The organism is Frigoribacterium sp. R86507 (genome assembly GCF_044597695.1).
Taxonomy (GTDB): domain Bacteria; phylum Actinomycetota; class Actinomycetes; order Actinomycetales; family Microbacteriaceae; genus Frigoribacterium.
Map to the genome: position 1 here is coordinate 2,107,710 of NZ_CP139002.1, position 15,509 is coordinate 2,123,218.

12 protein-coding genes are annotated in these 15,509 nt (G+C 69.7%); 5 read left to right on the plus strand and 7 right to left on the minus strand.

Annotated elements, in window-relative coordinates; translation table 11 throughout:
- Nucleotides 1-12: 12 nt before the first annotated feature.
- Nucleotides 13-2,127: a type IIA DNA topoisomerase subunit B gene (locus SJY14_RS10000; RefSeq protein WP_396598794.1), complete on the minus strand. Its 2,115-nt coding sequence runs from the start codon at nt 2,125-2,127 to the stop codon at nt 13-15.
- A 224-nt stretch (nt 2,128-2,351) separates the two neighbouring features.
- Between SJY14_RS10000 and SJY14_RS10005 the strand changes: the two genes are divergently transcribed.
- Entirely contained in the window at nt 2,352-2,579 is a 228-nt protein-coding gene (locus SJY14_RS10005; protein ID WP_043592677.1) for a hypothetical protein, read from the plus strand.
- Nucleotides 2,580-2,679: 100 nt separating this feature from the next.
- On the opposite strand, the gene SJY14_RS10010 is transcribed toward SJY14_RS10005, so the two are convergent.
- The 5 genes from SJY14_RS10010 to SJY14_RS10030 form a co-directional block, all read right to left on the minus strand.
- Nucleotides 2,680-3,432 carry a hypothetical protein gene (locus SJY14_RS10010; protein ID WP_054146013.1) on the minus strand — a complete coding sequence of 251 codons (753 nt, stop codon included), beginning with the start codon at nt 3,430-3,432 and terminating at the stop codon, nt 2,680-2,682.
- Nucleotides 3,429-4,688, minus strand: coding sequence for a MurT ligase domain-containing protein (locus SJY14_RS10015; protein WP_396598795.1), 1,260 nt, complete (start codon nt 4,686-4,688; stop codon nt 3,429-3,431). The genes SJY14_RS10010 and SJY14_RS10015 overlap by 4 nt, the downstream gene beginning before the upstream one ends.
- Nucleotides 4,689-4,692: 4 nt before the next feature.
- Nucleotides 4,693-5,943 (minus strand): RNA polymerase sigma factor, encoded by a 1,251-nt coding sequence (locus tag SJY14_RS10020; RefSeq protein ID WP_396598796.1) that lies wholly within the window; start codon nt 5,941-5,943, stop codon nt 4,693-4,695.
- Between the two features lie 240 nt (nt 5,944-6,183).
- Nucleotides 6,184-7,539: a nitrate/nitrite transporter gene (locus SJY14_RS10025; RefSeq protein ID WP_396598797.1), complete on the minus strand. Its 1,356-nt coding sequence runs from the start codon at nt 7,537-7,539 to the stop codon at nt 6,184-6,186.
- Nucleotides 7,540-7,627: 88 nt separating this feature from the next.
- Nucleotides 7,628-8,554, minus strand: coding sequence for a proteasome assembly chaperone family protein (locus tag SJY14_RS10030; protein ID WP_043592852.1), 927 nt, complete (start codon nt 8,552-8,554; stop codon nt 7,628-7,630).
- Nucleotides 8,555-8,640: 86 nt separating this feature from the next.
- Between SJY14_RS10030 and SJY14_RS10035 the strand changes: the two genes are divergently transcribed.
- The 3 genes from SJY14_RS10035 (at nt 8,641) to sucB (ending at nt 13,252) form a co-directional block, all read left to right on the plus strand.
- Nucleotides 8,641-10,119 carry a leucyl aminopeptidase gene (locus SJY14_RS10035; protein ID WP_396598798.1) on the plus strand — a complete coding sequence of 493 codons (1,479 nt, stop codon included), beginning with the start codon at nt 8,641-8,643 and terminating at the stop codon, nt 10,117-10,119.
- Between the two features lie 174 nt (nt 10,120-10,293).
- A complete protein-coding gene (gene lpdA / locus SJY14_RS10040) occupies nt 10,294-11,667 on the plus strand; it encodes a dihydrolipoyl dehydrogenase (RefSeq protein ID WP_043592668.1) in 1,374 nt (457 codons plus the stop codon).
- Nucleotides 11,668-11,758: 91 nt separating this feature from the next.
- A complete protein-coding gene (gene sucB / locus SJY14_RS10045; protein ID WP_396598799.1) occupies nt 11,759-13,252 on the plus strand; it encodes a 2-oxoglutarate dehydrogenase, E2 component, dihydrolipoamide succinyltransferase in 1,494 nt (497 codons plus the stop codon).
- A gap of 23 nt (nt 13,253-13,275) precedes the next feature.
- On the opposite strand, the gene SJY14_RS10050 is transcribed toward sucB, so the two are convergent.
- The gene (locus tag SJY14_RS10050; RefSeq protein ID WP_396598800.1) at nt 13,276-14,637 is read right to left on the minus strand and encodes a hypothetical protein; all 1,362 of its coding nucleotides are present in this window, start codon (nt 14,635-14,637) and stop codon (nt 13,276-13,278) included.
- A 122-nt stretch (nt 14,638-14,759) separates the two neighbouring features.
- Here SJY14_RS10050 and SJY14_RS10055 point away from each other — a divergent pair, with 122 nt between their 5' ends.
- Nucleotides 14,760-15,482, plus strand: a complete 723-nt coding sequence (locus SJY14_RS10055; RefSeq protein ID WP_071253490.1) for a DUF4191 domain-containing protein — start codon at nt 14,760-14,762, stop codon at nt 15,480-15,482.
- The last annotated feature ends 27 nt before the right edge of the window (nt 15,483-15,509 follow it).

A 15,509-nucleotide genomic window follows, 5' to 3' on the forward strand; every position in this document is an offset into this window, starting at 1 on the left:
GTCGGTCGGGACTCAGACGTCGATGCGGTCGCGGCTGAGACCGGCTCCGTCGATGATGAACTCCTTGCGAGGGGCGACGTCATTGCCCATCAACAATTCGAAGACCCGCGCGGCGTTCTCGGCGTCGTCGACCCTGACGCGCCGCAGCATGCGGTTCTGACGTTCCATCGTCGTGGTCCGGAGTTGTTCGGCATCCATCTCGCCGAGACCCTTGTACCGCTGGATGGGGTCCTGGAACTTCTTGTTGGTGCGCTTGAGCCCCGCGAGGACGCCGTGCAGCTCCTTCTCTGAGTACGTGTAGATCGTCTCGTTGGGCTTGCTGCCGGGGTGCATCACGACCACCCGGTGCAGCGGGGGAACAGCCGCGAAGACGCGACCGGCCTCGATCATCGGTCGCATGTACCGGAAGAACAGCGTGAGCAGCAGCGTCCGGATGTGGGCACCGTCCACGTCGGCGTCGCTCATGATGATCACCTTGCCGTAGCGGGCCGCCTCGAGATCGAAGGACCGCCCCGACCCGGCCCCCAGGACCTGGATGATGGAGGCGCACTCGAGGTTGGACAGCATGTCGCTGACCGAGGCCTTCTGGACGTTCAGGATCTTGCCGCGGATCGGCAGGAGCGCCTGGAACTCGCTGTTGCGGGCGACCTTGGCCGTGCCCAACGCGGAGTCGCCTTCGACGATGAACAGCTCGCTGTTCGCCACGTCGTTCGACCGGCAGTCGACGAGCTTGGCCGGCAGGGTCGAGTTCTCCAAGGCGTTCTTGCGACGCTGGGTCTCTTTGTGCGCCCGGGCGGCGATTCGGGTCTTCATCTCGGCGACGACCTTGTCGAGCACGAGGGCGGTCTGGGCCTTGTCCTCTCGCCGGGTCGACGTGAAAAGCGAGCCCAGCTCGGTGGCCACGACGTTCGCCACGATCGCCCGCACGGCCGGCGTGCCCAGGATCTCTTTGGTCTGGCCCTCGAACTGCGGCTCGGGGAGGCGCACGGTGAGCACGGCCGTCAGGCCGGCCAGGACGTCGTCCTTCTCGATCTTGTCGTTGCCCACCTTGAGGCGACGGGCGTTGGCCTCGACCTGCTGCCGGACGAACTTCAGCAGCCCGGTCTCGAAGCCGGTCTGGTGCGATCCGCCCTTCGGCGTGGCGATGATGTTCACGTAGCTGCGGAAGACGGTCTCGTATCCCCCGCCCCAGCGCAGTGCGATGTCGACGTCGCACTGGCGCTCGAGTTCGGTCGCGATCATGGCACCGCCGTCCGTGAGCACGGGAACCGTCTCGGTGTAGGTGCCCGACCCGGTCAGGCGCCACGTGTCGGTCACCGCCGTGTCTGGCGCGAGGAACTCGACGTACTCGCTGATGCCCCCGTCGAAGCGGAAGGTGCTCTCGAGGGGGAAGCCGCCGTCGGTGAGCGAGCCCGCACGCTCGTCGCGCAGCGTGAGCGTGAGCCCCGGGATGAGGAAGGCCGTCTGTCGCGCCCTGGCCGAGAGCTCGTCGGTCTGGAACGAAGCCCCCCGGGTGAAGATCTGCCGATCGGCCCAGTAGCGCACCCGGGTGCCGGTGACACCGCGCTTGGTCTTGCCGACCTCGCGGAGCACGCTGCCCGAGACGAACGGGGTGAACGGTGAATCGGGGGTGGGCTCGCCCTCGTCGTCGAACGTGCCGGGTTCGCCACGTCGGAACGACATGGCGTACGTCTTGCCACCCCGGTCGACCTCGACGTCGAGCCTCTCGGACAGCGCGTTGACGACGGAGGCCCCGACGCCGTGGAGGCCACCGGACGACGTGTACGAGCCGCCGCCGAACTTGCCGCCGGCATGGAGTTTCGTGAACACGACCTCGACGCCACTGAGCCCGGTCTTGGGTTCGATGTCGACGGGCACGCCGCGGCCGCTGTCGCGGACCTCGACGCTGTCGTCCGAGTGCAGCACGACGTCGATCGTGTCGCCGTGCCCCCCGAGCGCCTCGTCGACCGAGTTGTCGATGATCTCCCAGAGGCAGTGCATGAGGCCGCGAGAGTCAGTCGACCCGATGTACATGCCTGGACGTTTGCGCACGGCCTCGAGGCCTTCGAGCACCGAGAGGTGCCGGGCCGAGTAGTCGGAGGCTGGTGCGGACGAGGTGGGGGGCATGGTTCTCCTGAAGGGCCCGCCGCCATCTCTCGACGACGGGAATGCGGGGAGGCGGTGGCCGCGTTACAGCCTATCGAGGGCCGCCGACACGGCGGTCCCGACACTCGACGGACCGGTCTCCGCTACGCGATGAGCGAAATCCGGGGCCGATGTCACGCGATACGGACGTCGGCGTGTTTTGATGAGTGTCTCACCCACCGCACCACCGTCAGGAGGAGCATCACATGACTCAGATGGCCACCGACCAGACCGCCGTCGACGAGCTCGGCTCCCGCTACCAGTTGAGCGCTGCGGACCGCTGCGACAGCTGCGGAGCCCAGGCCTACATCCGCGCGACCATGGCCACCGGCGAACTTCTCTTCTGCGCCCACCACGGCGCGAAGTTCAAAGAGAAACTGCAGCCCACCGCCATCGAATGGCTCGACGAGAGCTCGAAGCTCCTCGCGCACTGAGACACGGCGCCGCCCCGGACCACAGCCCGGGTCGGCAGCACGACGAAGGCCCCGCATCCGATCGATGCGGGGCCTTCGTCGTGTCGCGGTGCGGACGTCGTCACATGGCCTTGAACGAGCGTTCGAGGTTGTCGGCGATCACCTTCTGCGACGCGGCGGCGTACTCGTCGAGCTTGGCGTGCCCGGCGCCCGCCGAGTACGAGATCATGCGGCGGCTCAACGCGACTCGCAGGACCCGATCGGTCAGGGCGGGGTTGAGAGGCAGGACCGGTCCCTTGAGCTGGGTGCCGAACGACACGCCCCGGCGCACCCCCTCGCGGCCGTCGCCGTTCCCACCGCCGTGGACCACGGAACCGAACGGCTCGGCGTCCGTCCCGAGTTCGAGGTGGGCGGCATGGTCCTCGAATCCGAAGAGGGTGATCTCGTCGCCCTGGTAGTCGGTCGTCACCTGCAGATAGTTCGTCCGACGAGGAGCCCCGCGGCGGACCACCGCGTCGAAGAAACCGACTCCCTCGACTGACTCGCCGTCGACGCCCTCGACTCCGCGGCTCAGGAGCTCGAGACCGCCTCCCACTGCCACCACCGGGACACCGGAGGCGGCGAACGACTCGAGTGCCGGCGCGAGGCGACGAGCGTCGGCGGCGACGGCTCGGACCCCGGACAAGGGACCGTGCCCCACCACGACCACGTCGGCCACGGTCGGAACGTCGTCACCCACCCGGTACTCGAGGACGGTGCTGTCGACCCCGGCTCGGCGCGCGCGCACCGCGAGAGTCGTCACGTTGCCCCGATCACCGCTCACACCGAGCTCTTCCGGGTAGAGGTGGACGATTCGGAGGACGTCGTCGCTCACGCGGTCTTCTCCAGGTCGGGGTGGCCGAGGATGCGGCGGGCCAGCATCATCTGCTCGTAGTTCGTCACGAAGTGCTTCGTGTTGTCGCTCGGGGACGGGAGTGCCCGCATCAGGCGGATGGCCTTCGAGATGTCCTCTTCGATCACGTGGACGGGGATGCCCTCGTGCTCGAGTCGCAAGGCCAACTGCCAGGCCTTCGCCCCCGCGAGGACGTCGACGTGGTCGAGGTGCGAGAAGTCGATGTCGTAGATCCACGAGATGTCGGGCGTGCCCTCGTCGATCGCCAACATGACCTGCTCCACGCCCTGCGGGAGCGCGTCGAGGTTCATCTGGAGGCTCGCCGCGTTCTTGAACATGATGAACTCGGCCTCGTCGGCGCCGAGGGACATGCGCTCACCGCGACCGTAGGCCGGTTTCATGCTCTCGAAAGCCCGCTGGACGGCGGTCGGGTCGACCGGGTGCCCCAGGACGATCGAAGCCGTCTGGAGGGCCGCGGCGGCGTCCACGGCGTAGTGCAGACCACGCGCCGGCAGCCGGACGTCGATCGGGGTGCCGGAGACGGTGATGGTGGCGCCCGTGCCCGTGATCGCCGTCACCTCGGTCTCGGCGGTCAACGAGGTGTCGGCCTCACGGCTGAAGTCGTTGGCGTTCTGGAGGCCGTTGGGTGACGCGGAGACGACCTCGGGTGAGGCACCGAAGCGGGTCACCGTCTGGCGACCGACGGCCTGGTACGGGCCCAGGTGCTGGTCGTCGCGGTTCGTCACGACCGCGGCGGTGGCCGCGGCAGCCGTGTCAGTCATCATCGTGCCGACCCGCTCGGTCTCGAAGAACCGGTACAGCTGGTCGACCTGCACGTTGAGCATGAGCACCGTCGAGGGGTGCAGGGACTTCGTCAACTCGACGGCGAACGCCTCGTCGACCTCGATCACGCCGATGTCGTCGCGGACGCGACCGAACGGCGTCACCTCGCGGAGGAAGGCCGACGCGATGCCCTGAGGCAGGTTGGCACCCGTCGGGTTCGTGAACACCTTGAGCCCGTGGGCCCGGAGCGTCTCGGTCAGCATCATCGTCGTCGTCGACTTGCCGTTCGATCCGAGCACGAACACGACGCCGCGCTCGAACTGCGACGAGACGTGCGTGAGGAAATCGGGCGCGAGCTTCAGGACGGTCTGCCCCGGGTAGGCGGACCCGCCGCCCCGCAACCGGGCGACCGCCCGGACGAGTCGGCCGGCCAGCACGGGGACCAGGTAACGCACGGGCCTACTCGAGGTAGTCGCGGAGCGACTGCGAACGCGACGGGTGGCGGAGCTTCGCCATCGTCTTGGACTCGATCTGGCGGATGCGCTCGCGCGTCACGCCGAACGTGTCACCGATCTGGTCGAGGGTCTTCGGCATGCCGTCGCCCAGGCCGAAGCGCATGCGGATGACGCCGGCTTCACGCTCGGACAGGCTGTCGAGCAGCGACTCGAGCTGCTTCTGCAGCATCGTGAATCCGACGGCGTCGGCGGGCACCACGGCCTCGGTGTCCTCGATGAGGTCACCGAACTCGCTGTCTCCGTCTTCACCCAGAGGCGTGTGGAGCGAGATGGGCTCGCGACCGTACTTCTGAACCTCGACGACCTTCTCGGGCGTCATGTCCAGTTCACGGGAGAGCTCTTCGGGCGTGGGTTCGCGTCCCAGGTCTTGCAGCATCTGGCGCTGGACGCGGGCGAGCTTGTTGATGACCTCGACCATGTGCACCGGGATGCGGATCGTGCGGGCCTGGTCGGCCATGGCACGCGTGATGGCCTGACGGATCCACCAAGTGGCGTACGTGGAGAACTTGAAGCCCTTGGTGTAGTCGAACTTCTCGACGGCACGGATCAGACCCAGGTTGCCCTCTTGGATCAGGTCGAGGAACTGCATGCCACGGCCGGTGTAGCGCTTGGCGAGGCTGACCACGAGTCGGAGGTTGGCACCGAGCAGGTGGCTCTTGGCCCGTTGACCGTCGCGGGACACCCAGCGCAGCTCGCGCTCGAGCTCGCGGCTCAGGCCGGTGCTGTTGGCGAGCTTGTCGTCCGCGAACAGGCCCGCCTCGATGCGCATGGCGAGCTCGACCTCTTCGGCCGCGTTCAGCAGGGCGACCTTGCCGATCTGCTTCAGGTAGTCCTTGACGGGGTCGGCCGTCGCGCCGGTGATGGTCGTCGAGTAGACGGGCATCTCGTCGTCGTCGTCCTGCGAGATGACGAGCGCACCGGTCGGGAGGATCTCGGGGGCGGGCTTCGCGCCTTCGCCGTCGGCGTCGACCGGGTCGACGGCGGCCTCGGCGTCGACCTCGTCGTCGGCGGATTCGGCCGCGGCGGCCTTCTTGGCGGCTGCGGTCTTGGCCGGAGCCTTGGTCGCCGCCTTCTTGGCGGGAGCCCGCTTGGCCGGAGCCTTCTTGGCGGCGGGAGCCGTGGTCTCGGCCTCGACGGCCGTGTCGTCGGTCACGGCCTCGTCGGGGGCCGCGGTCGCTTTGCTGCGTGTAGCCATGCGAACACCTTTCAGTTCTCGGTACGTTCCGGACCGGACGCGATCGTCGCGTTCACGTGCGCCGGTGGGGACGTCGACCGGCACTGGGCGTCGGCCGAATTCGGGCAGTACTAGGACCCATGTCAAGTCCCCGATCGAAAGCGCGCCGACTGTGCCGACTCGTGAACTCGATCGATGGACATGAACGGGTCCGTATCCCATTATTGCACGTCCGACCGGTGTCGGACGACACAGGGGACGTCAGGCTTCCGGCCCCCGTCGGGGCCGGCGGCGCGCGGCCTGCCATCTCCTGTTCAGGGCAACCCAGAGGGGCGCCACCTCTATTCCTTCCTCGAGGCGCAGGCCCCGACGGGTGCGTCGGCGCTCGACGAGCAGGGCCACCACGCCGCCGCCGACCACCACGTACTGCACGAGCAGCGCGATGCGGAACGACTCGAAGGCGAAGAGGTCGCTCGGCTGTCCCGAGGCGATGCGGGCCGCGTCGAGTCGGTCGAGGACGACGCCGATGAGGAACATCATGACGAAGCTCGCCAGGAAGCCACCGACGTTGACCACGCCGTTGGCCACTCCGAGGCTACGGAGCGGGTTGAACGTCCGCGCGAAGTCGAATCCGATCAGTGAGCCCGGCCCGCCCACCCCGAGCACGACGACCAGCACGTACGCGAGCCAGTGAGGTGGCGTCCCGGGCCACGCCAGCAACGCCGTCCAGACGACGGCGAGCACCGTGACGATCCCGAGGACGAGGTTGGAACGTCGCATCGGGTACCGGGCGACCAGCACCCCGAGGACCGGCCCCGCGACGACGCCCGACAGCACGAGCAGCGAGAGCATGCCGGAGGCCTCCCCGGTCGAGAAGCCGAGACCGCCCACCAGCAGCGGAACGCCCCACAAGAGGCTGAAGACCGTGCCCGAGGACTGCGTCACGAAGTGCGACCAGAACCCCAGCCGGGTCCCCGGGCGGCGGACGCTCTGTCCCAGGTGTCGGCCCGCGTCGGTCCAGCTGACGACCGCCTCGGAGCGGACGCGTCCGGTCGGCGACTCCTTCACGACCAGGAGCACGACCACGGCGGCGACGACCGAGAGGGATGCCGCGCTGAGGAAGGCCGGGCCCCACCCCGCCCCGTGCAGGACGATCGACAGGGGCACGGCCGACAGGACCTGGCCGAGCTGTCCGACGTTGCCGGTCCACTGGGACACCTGCGGCAGGATCGGGCCACGGAACCACGAGGGCAACAGGCGGATCACCGAGATGAAGGTCATCGCGTCGCCGGCGCCGACGAGCACGCGCCCCACGACGGCCACGCCGATGGTCGGCGGCGAGAGCGCCACGACGAGCTGGCCCGCGGCCAGCAGGACGGCACCGGCGACGATGAGCCTCTTGGGTCCCACCCGGTCGAGCAGGACGCCGACCGGGATCTGCAGCCCCGCGTAGACGACGAGCTGCACGACGGCCAGGGTCGACAGGGTCGAGGCCGAGACGCCGAAGAGGTGCTGCGCCTCGACGCCCGAGACGCCGAGCGACGACCGCTGCAGGACGGCGACGACGTAGGCGAAGACGGCGGCTCCCCAGACGAGCCAGGCACGTGCGGAGTTCACCCCGCGACCCTAGCCGACCGCGGGCTGGCCGCCGGCCCGCGCCTCCTGCGCCACCCGGTCGGAACGGACCCGGGAGGCGCGGTGCCGGTCAGGAGCGGTCGTCGCCCTCGCCGTCCACCCGCCGGGTGGCGAGGAACTTCTCCAGTTCGGCGGCCAGGGCGTCGGCCGAGGGAACCTGGCCGTCCTGGTCGGTCAGCGGAGAGGGCAGCGGGTTGCCCTGCATGTAGGTGTCGTGACGTTCCTCGAGCGTGGCGACCAACCGGGACAGCTCGTGGTTGCCGGCGACCTGCTCGTCGACCTTGACCATGAAGTCGCGACCCTCTTCGCGGAGGCGATCGGTCGGGAAGATCAGCCCCGTGGCGGCGCTGATGCTCGACAGCGCCGCCACGGCCGCGTCGGGGAACTCGGTGTCGGCCAGGTAGTGCGGCACGAGCAGGACGAAGCCCGCCGTGGGGTGACCCGTCTCGCCGAGGCGGTGCTCGACGAGGTGCAACGCGTTGGCGGGCGCCTGGGTGACGGGTTTCCACACGGACATCGCCTCGACCAGGTCGGAGCGGTTGCCGCTGACCGTGACCCCGATCGGACGGGTGTGGGGCACGGGCATCGGGATGGAGTGCACCCAGGTCGTGGTCGAGACGCGGTAGCGCTCGACGAGTTGCACGACGGCCGCGGTGAAGCGCTGCCACTGGAAGTCGGGTTCGAACCCGGCCAGGAGGAGGAACCGTTGACCGAGGTCGTCGTGGACGAGGTACAGCGAGAGGGTCGAGGGCTCGATCTCGGAGATGTGGTCCTGGTCGAAGGTGAAGGTCGGGCGACGGGCCCGGTAGTCGAGGAGCTCGTCGGCGTCGAAGGTCGCCACGAGGGTGTGGTCGAGGGTGTCGAGGACGTACTCCGCCAGCTGGCTCACCGCCGAGCCCGCGTCGGCGAACCCGGTCAGGCCGGCGACGAGCGGCAGGCCTTCGGGTACGTCGTCGGCGTCGGGGGTGATGTCGTAGAGAGCTGCGGGGTCGTGCATGGTCTCCATGCTAGGCACCGGGCGTCGACGGGAGGGGCGCACGACCACGTGCCGAGAGCGAACACCACGGTCGATACGATGGGCCGATGACCGTCGCCACGCTCTCCGTCCTGCCGTCCGATCCGATCGCCGCCGAGGCCGACGTCCTCGTCGTCGGCGTCGTGAAGGGGGCCGACGGCCCCGAGCCGACCCTCGAGGTCCCGGGGCTCGCGGAGTCGTTCGCCGCCCTGGGGGTGACCGGCGCCCGGGACGAACTCGTCAAGGTCCCCGCGACCGGCGTCACCGCCTCGATCGTTGCCCTGGTCGGCCTGGGCGACTCCGTCACGGCCGAGAGCCTCCGCTACGCCGCGGGCTCGGCCGTCCGTCAGCTCACCGCCGTCGACCGGGTCGTCCTGGCTCTGCCCGTGGGCGACGCCGCCGACGCGCTGGCCGCCCTCGAGGGCGCCGCGATCGCCTCGTACGAGTTCGACGCGTTCCGCCACGCCTCGGCGTCCGACACCCGTCGACACGCCCGCGACATCGTCCTGGCGACGTCGGCCGACGTGCAGGACTCCGTCCTCGAGCGTGCGACCGTGGTGGCCGAGGCCGTACACACCGTCCGCGACCTGGCCACGACTCCCCCTCAGCAGATGTACCCCCAGGCACTCGCCGACTTCGCCGTGGCGCATGCCGCGGACGACGCCCTCTCCGTCACCGTCCTCGACGAGGACGGTCTCCGCGACGGCGGGTACGGAGGCATCCTCGGCGTCGGCCAGGGGTCGAGCCGCGGACCCCGGCTGGTCAAGGTCGAGTACTCCCCCGCCGGAGCCGCGAAGCACCTGGCCCTGGTCGGCAAGGGCATCACGTACGACACGGGCGGGCTGTCCCTCAAGCCCGCCGCCAGCATGCTCGGCATGAAGGACGACATGACGGGGGCCGCGACGGTCCTCGCCGTGACGGTGGCCGTGGCGAAGCTCCGGCTGCCCGTGCGACTCACCGCGTGGCTCTGCATCGCCGAGAACATGCCGAGCGGCACGGCGATCCGACCCGACGACGTCCTCACCATCAAGGGCGGCACCACCGTCGAGGTGACGAACACCGACGCCGAGGGCCGACTGGTCATGGCGGACGGCCTGGTCGCGGCGAGCGACGAGCAACCCGACGCCATCGTCGACGTGGCCACCCTCACGGGCGCCCAGGTCGTCGCCCTGGGCATGCGCTACGTCGGCGTCATGGGCAACGACGACCTCGCGTCCGAGATCGTGTCGCTCGCCGACACGACGGGCGAGACGTTCTGGCGCATGCCGCTGGCCGCCGAGCTGCGCGCGCGCCTGAACTCCGACGTGGCCGACCTCGTGAACGCGACCCCGGGCAACACGGCGGCCGGCATGCTGCTGGCCGGCGTGTTCCTGAACGAGTTCGTCGGATCGCGCGAGGGCACGTCCACGCCGATCCCCTGGGCGCACCTCGACATCGCGGGGCCGTCAAACAACAAGGGCGGCGGTTACGGCTACACGGCCAAGGGCTCGACGGGCGTGACCGTCCGGACCCTGATCGAGCTGGCCGACAAGTTTTCCGCTGCGTAGTAAGGTCGTGGGAGCGGGAGAAACCCGCTGAGATCGGTCCCCCGAGGGCATCCGCCGACGTGCGTCACGACGACGCCGCCGAACGGTGCGATCGGTACGGGGACGGGCGTCGTCGCCACCGCGACGGCCCCGCCTCGGCGTCGGGGCACCGCGGACGCACGAGGGAGTTGCTGGGTGTCGGAACAGAATTTTGACCTGGTGGTGCTCGGTGGCGGGAGCGGCGGATACGCCGCAGCGCTGCGAGCGAGCGAGTTGGGCCTGAGCGTCGCACTCGTCGAGAAGGACAAGGTCGGGGGCACCTGCCTCCACCGAGGCTGCATCCCCACCAAGGCGTTGCTCCACTCGGCCGAGGTGGCCGACGTGTCTCGCGAGTCCGCCAAGTACGGCGTCAACACCGACTTCCACGGCATCGACATCGCAGCCGTCACCTCGTACCGCGAGGGCATCGTCGCCAGCAAGTACAAGGGTCTCCAAGGGCTCGTCAAGGCTCGTGGCATCACGACCGTCGAGGGCGAGGGCAAGCTGACCTCGCCGTCGACCGTCCAGGTCGGCGAGACCACGCTCAAGGCCAAGAACGTCGTGCTCGCCACCGGCTCGTACTCGCGCAGCCTCCCCGGTCTCGAGATCGGCGGCAAGGTCATCACGAGCGAGCACGCCCTCGCGCTCGACCACGTGCCGAACAAGGTCGTCATCCTCGGCGGCGGTGTCATCGGCGTCGAGTTCGCCAGCGTCTGGAAGAGCTTCGGCGTCGACGTGACCATCGTCGAGGCTCTGCCCCACCTCGTCCCCAACGAGGAGGAGTCGATCTCGAAGCAGTTCGAGCGCGCCTTCCGCAAGCGCGGCATCGCCTTCTCACTGGGCGTTCGGTTCCAGGGCGTCGAGCAGAACGACGACGGCGTCGTCGTCACCCTCGAGGACGGCAAGACGTTCGAGGCGGACCTCATGCTCGTCGCCGTCGGCCGTGGCCCCTCGACCGCGGGTCTCGGCTACGAAGAGGTCGGCATCACGATGGACCGCGGTTTCGTCCTGACGAACGAACGCCTCGCGACCAACGTCCCCGGCGTCTACGCCCTCGGCGACATCGTGCCCGGCCTGCAGCTCGCCCACCGCAGCTTCCAGCACGGCATCTTCGTCGCCGAAGAGATCGCGGGCCTCAAGCCGCAGGTGATCTCCGACGTGAACATCCCCAAGGTGACCTACTCCGACCCCGAGGTCGCATCGGTCGGCCTGACCGAGGTCAAGGCCGCCGACCAGTACGGCGCCGACAAGGTCACCAGCTACGACTACAACCTCGCGGGCAACGGCAAGAGCCACATCATCGGCACGAGCGGCTCGGTCAAGGTCGTCCGCGTGGTCGACGGCCCCGTCGTCGGCGTGCACATGATCGGCGCCCGCGTCGGAGAACTGATCGGTGAGGCACAGCTCGCCGTCAACTGGGAGGCCTACCCGGAAGACGTCGCCCCCCTGATCCACGCGCACCCCACCCAGAACGAAGCCCTCGGAGAAGCCATGCTGGCCCTCGCGGGCAAGCCGCTCCACGCGATGTAGATCCCGCGCACCATCGCTCCTGCGAAGCAGGGGCCCGCATCACCACCACAGCAATCACAGACACACAAATGTCGTCAAAGGAGCCCCACAGATGAGCGAATCCGTCAACCTCCCGGCACTCGGTGAGAGTGTCACCGAGGGTACGGTCACCCGCTGGTTGAAGAACGTCGGTGACCGCGTCGAGGTCGACGAGCCGCTGCTCGAGGTCTCGACCGACAAGGTCGACACCGAGATCCCTTCGCCCGTCGCCGGTGTGATCGAAGAGATCCTCGTCGCCGAGGACGAAACCGTCGAGGTCGGCACCGCCCTGGTCCGCATCGGAGACGGCAGTGCCGCCGAGGCACCCGCGGACGAGCCCGAAGCCGCCGCAGAGCCCGAGCAGGCTCCCGCGGCACCCGCCGAAGCAGAGGCCGAAGAGGCCGAGGTCGCCTCGTCCGCCGCACCCGCCCCGGGCGAGGACTCCGCGGCCAGCGCGCCCGAGCCCGCTCCCGCCGTCGATCCGGCTCCTGCGGCACAGCAGGAAGCTGTCAGCCAGCAGCCTGCCGCCTCGCAGCCCGAGGCCACCCAGCCCAGCAGCGAGCAGCCGGCCCCGTCGGCACCGACCCCGTCACCCGCCACGGGTTCATCCGAGACGTCGGCACCCGCCACCCCGGCCCCGAGCAGCGGTGCGCCCGTCGGCTACGTCACCCCGCTCGTCCGCAAGCTGGCGAACGAGAAGGGCGTCGACATCTCGACCCTGACGGGCAGCGGTGTCGGGGGTCGCATCCGCAAGGAGGACGTCCTCGCCGCCGCCGAGGCTGCCGAGACCGCCGCGTCCTCGACCACGTCGGCACCGGCCTCCACCGGTCCCGCACCGATCGAGGTCTCGCCGCTGCGCGGCACGACCGTCCCGATGTCGCGCCTCCGCAAGGTCGTCGCCGAGCGCGCGGTCCAGTCGATGCAGGCCATGGCTCAGCTGACCAGCGTGGTCGAGGTCGACGTCACGAAGGTCGCGGCGTTCCGAGACGCGAACAAGGGTGCTTTCCTCGAGAAGACCGGCAACAAGCTGTCCTTCCTGCCCTTCTTCACCCTGGCGGCCGCCGAGGCACTCAAGGCGCACCCTAAGCTGAACGCCACCGTCGACGGCGACTCGATCGTCTACCCCGACCACGAGCACGTGGCCATGGCGGTCGACACCGAGCGCGGCCTGCTGACGCCCGTCATCAAGAACGCCTCCGACCTCGACCTCGCGGGCATCGCCGGTCAGATCGCCGACCTTGCACAGCGCACGCGGGACAACAAGCTGAAGCCCGACGAGCTGGCCGGTGGCACGTTCACCGTCACGAACACGGGTTCGCGAGGTGCCCTGTTCGACACCCCGGTGGTCTTCCTGCCGCAGGTGGCCATCCTCGGCACCGGCATCGTCGTCAAGCGCCCGGTGGTCATCAAGGCCGACGGATCGGAGTCCATCGCGATCCGGTCCATGGTCTACCTGGCCCTGTCGTACGACCACCGCATCGTGGACGGTGCCGACGCTGCGCGCTTCCTGGTCGCCGTCAAGGAGCGTCTCGAGGGCGGGGACTTCTCGTCCAAGCTCGGCATCTGACGCCCGTCGGGTGAGGCCGGACCTCACCGATCGACGAACACGTCTCGAAGCCGCCAACCGGCCTCGGTCCTCATCACGAGGACCGAGGCCGGTTCGCCGTGGGGGCCCGTCGCCTCGAGCACGACCGTCCCGCCTGCTCGTGACGCCCCGCCGGTCAACTCGAGTGCGACCGTCGCCCCGCCGGCCAGCGAGGGGTCGTCGAGCACGGCCGCGTCGCGGAGCGCGATCGGTGAGCCCGGTTGGTCGACGGCGTCGAGACAGCTGGGTGTCACGTCGCGCAGGCACTCCAGACGCGCCGCCAGGAGCACCTCGGCGGCTGCGCCGGCATCGTCACCGACCACGAGCGCCTCCACCTCGTCGAGAGATCCGGTTCCACCCGACCGAGAAGGTGCTGTCGTGACGGTCCCCGGGGAGTCGCCTGCAGGATCTCCCGGCGTGGAGGACTCAGCACCGGCCGAGACCGTACTCACCCTGTCGTCGGAGCCGTCGTGGCGTGCCGACGAAGCCGTCCCGAGGACGACCGCTGCACCGGCGACGACGACGGCGCCCGCCGCGAGCAGTCGGTAGCGCCGTCGAACGGCCCCGAGGGCGGTGAACACCTGTCGCGGTCGCAGGTCCCGCACACCGGCGATCACCCGGTCGAGCGCCTCCGATTCGGGCAGGAGCGCGAGCCAGCCCCGCATGACCGGCTCGTCCTCGAGGGCCGACACGTGGGGGTCTCCCCCGAGACCGTCGTCGACGCCCTCGACCACGTCGTCGACGCTCGAGAGCGGAACGGCCTCGCCGAGGTCGAAGACCGACTCGACGAGGGACTCGAAGCTCGTCGCGTCCAGGGTCGGCGTCGAGTCCCGCGACGCCGGTCGAGCCGCGCGCTCGACGACGGCCCGGGCGAACTGCGCCGCCACGGGCAACGAGGCGCGCTCGGCGTCCGGCCCGGCGGCCGCTTGCCGAACGCCGACCAGCACAGGGGCCCCGCGGGCGTCGATCTCGACGTCGTCGACGTCGAGAGCACCGATGGCCGTCCCCCGACGGGCCAGGTGCTGGACCGCATCCAGCACGGGCACGACGAGGGTGATGGCCTCCCCCGGCTCGGGACGCCCCCTGGCGGCGAGCCACGAGGCGAGCGGGTCGCCGCCGAGGTCCTCGAAGACGAGCACGAGCTCGCCCGACGCACTCGTCAGCACGTCGACCAGGGGCGCGACGTGCGGGTGGTCCGCGCGCGCGAAGGCGACCGCCTCGGCGACGGGAGAGCGTCCTGCCGAGCCCGACCCGCGCCTCCTGAGCACGACGCGCGACCCGCCGGGTGCTTCGGCGAGGATGCGCTCCACCCCGCCGTCGAGGCGCCGGGAGAGCACGCGGTAAGGGCCGATCGACTCGCTCGTCATGAGGCGATGGTGTCGTCCCGAGGCCGACGCCGTCGTCCCGCCGGAGACCTCTGTCGACCGTCGTCGGATCCGAGGCCCTGGGGAGGACTCGTCGGGACCGCTTACCCCGTATCCTGGTCCACATGGCTCGTCGCACGTCCCCCGAGAACACGTCCCCGAAACCGCCGAAGGAACCCGGCCGTCTCAAGCAGATGTGGCAGGTCTTCCAGATGACCCGCCGCGTCGACAAGACGGCGCTGCCGATGATGCTGCTGGCGTTCTTCGTGCCCGTGCTGCTCGGTGTGGTCGCGGCGTTGCTGCTCACGGGCGGCAACGTGCTCGCCCTCGTGCTGTACATCGTCGTCGGCGTCATGCTCGGGTTCCTGCTGCTGCTGATCGTGCTGGGCCGGAAGGCCGAGCGCGCGGCGTACTCGCAGATCGAGGGGCAGCCCGGTGCCGTGGGTGCCGTCATGAAGAGCGGCCTGCGTCGTGCGTGGCGCGCGGCCGAGATGCCCGTGGCCGTCCAAGGCCGCAGCCAGGCCGCGGTGTACCGCGCGGTCGGCAAGCCGGGTGTCGTGCTCGTCGCCGAGGGCGGCGCCGGTCAGACGCGCCGACTCGTCGACGAAGAGCGTCGCAAGGTCACCCGCATCCTGCCGAACGTGCCGGTCCACGTCCTCAACGTCGGCCCCGACGCCGACTCCGTGCCCCTGCACAAGCTCGCAGGACGCATGAACAAGCTGAAGTCCTCGATCAACCGCAACGAGGTGCTCGCCGTCAGCAACCGCCTCCAGTCCCTCGGTCAGAACGGCCTGCCCATCCCCAAGGGCGTCGACCCCTTCAAGGTGCGGTCGGGTCGTCCGCGCTGACACCGGCGACTTCCGCCTCGACGTGAC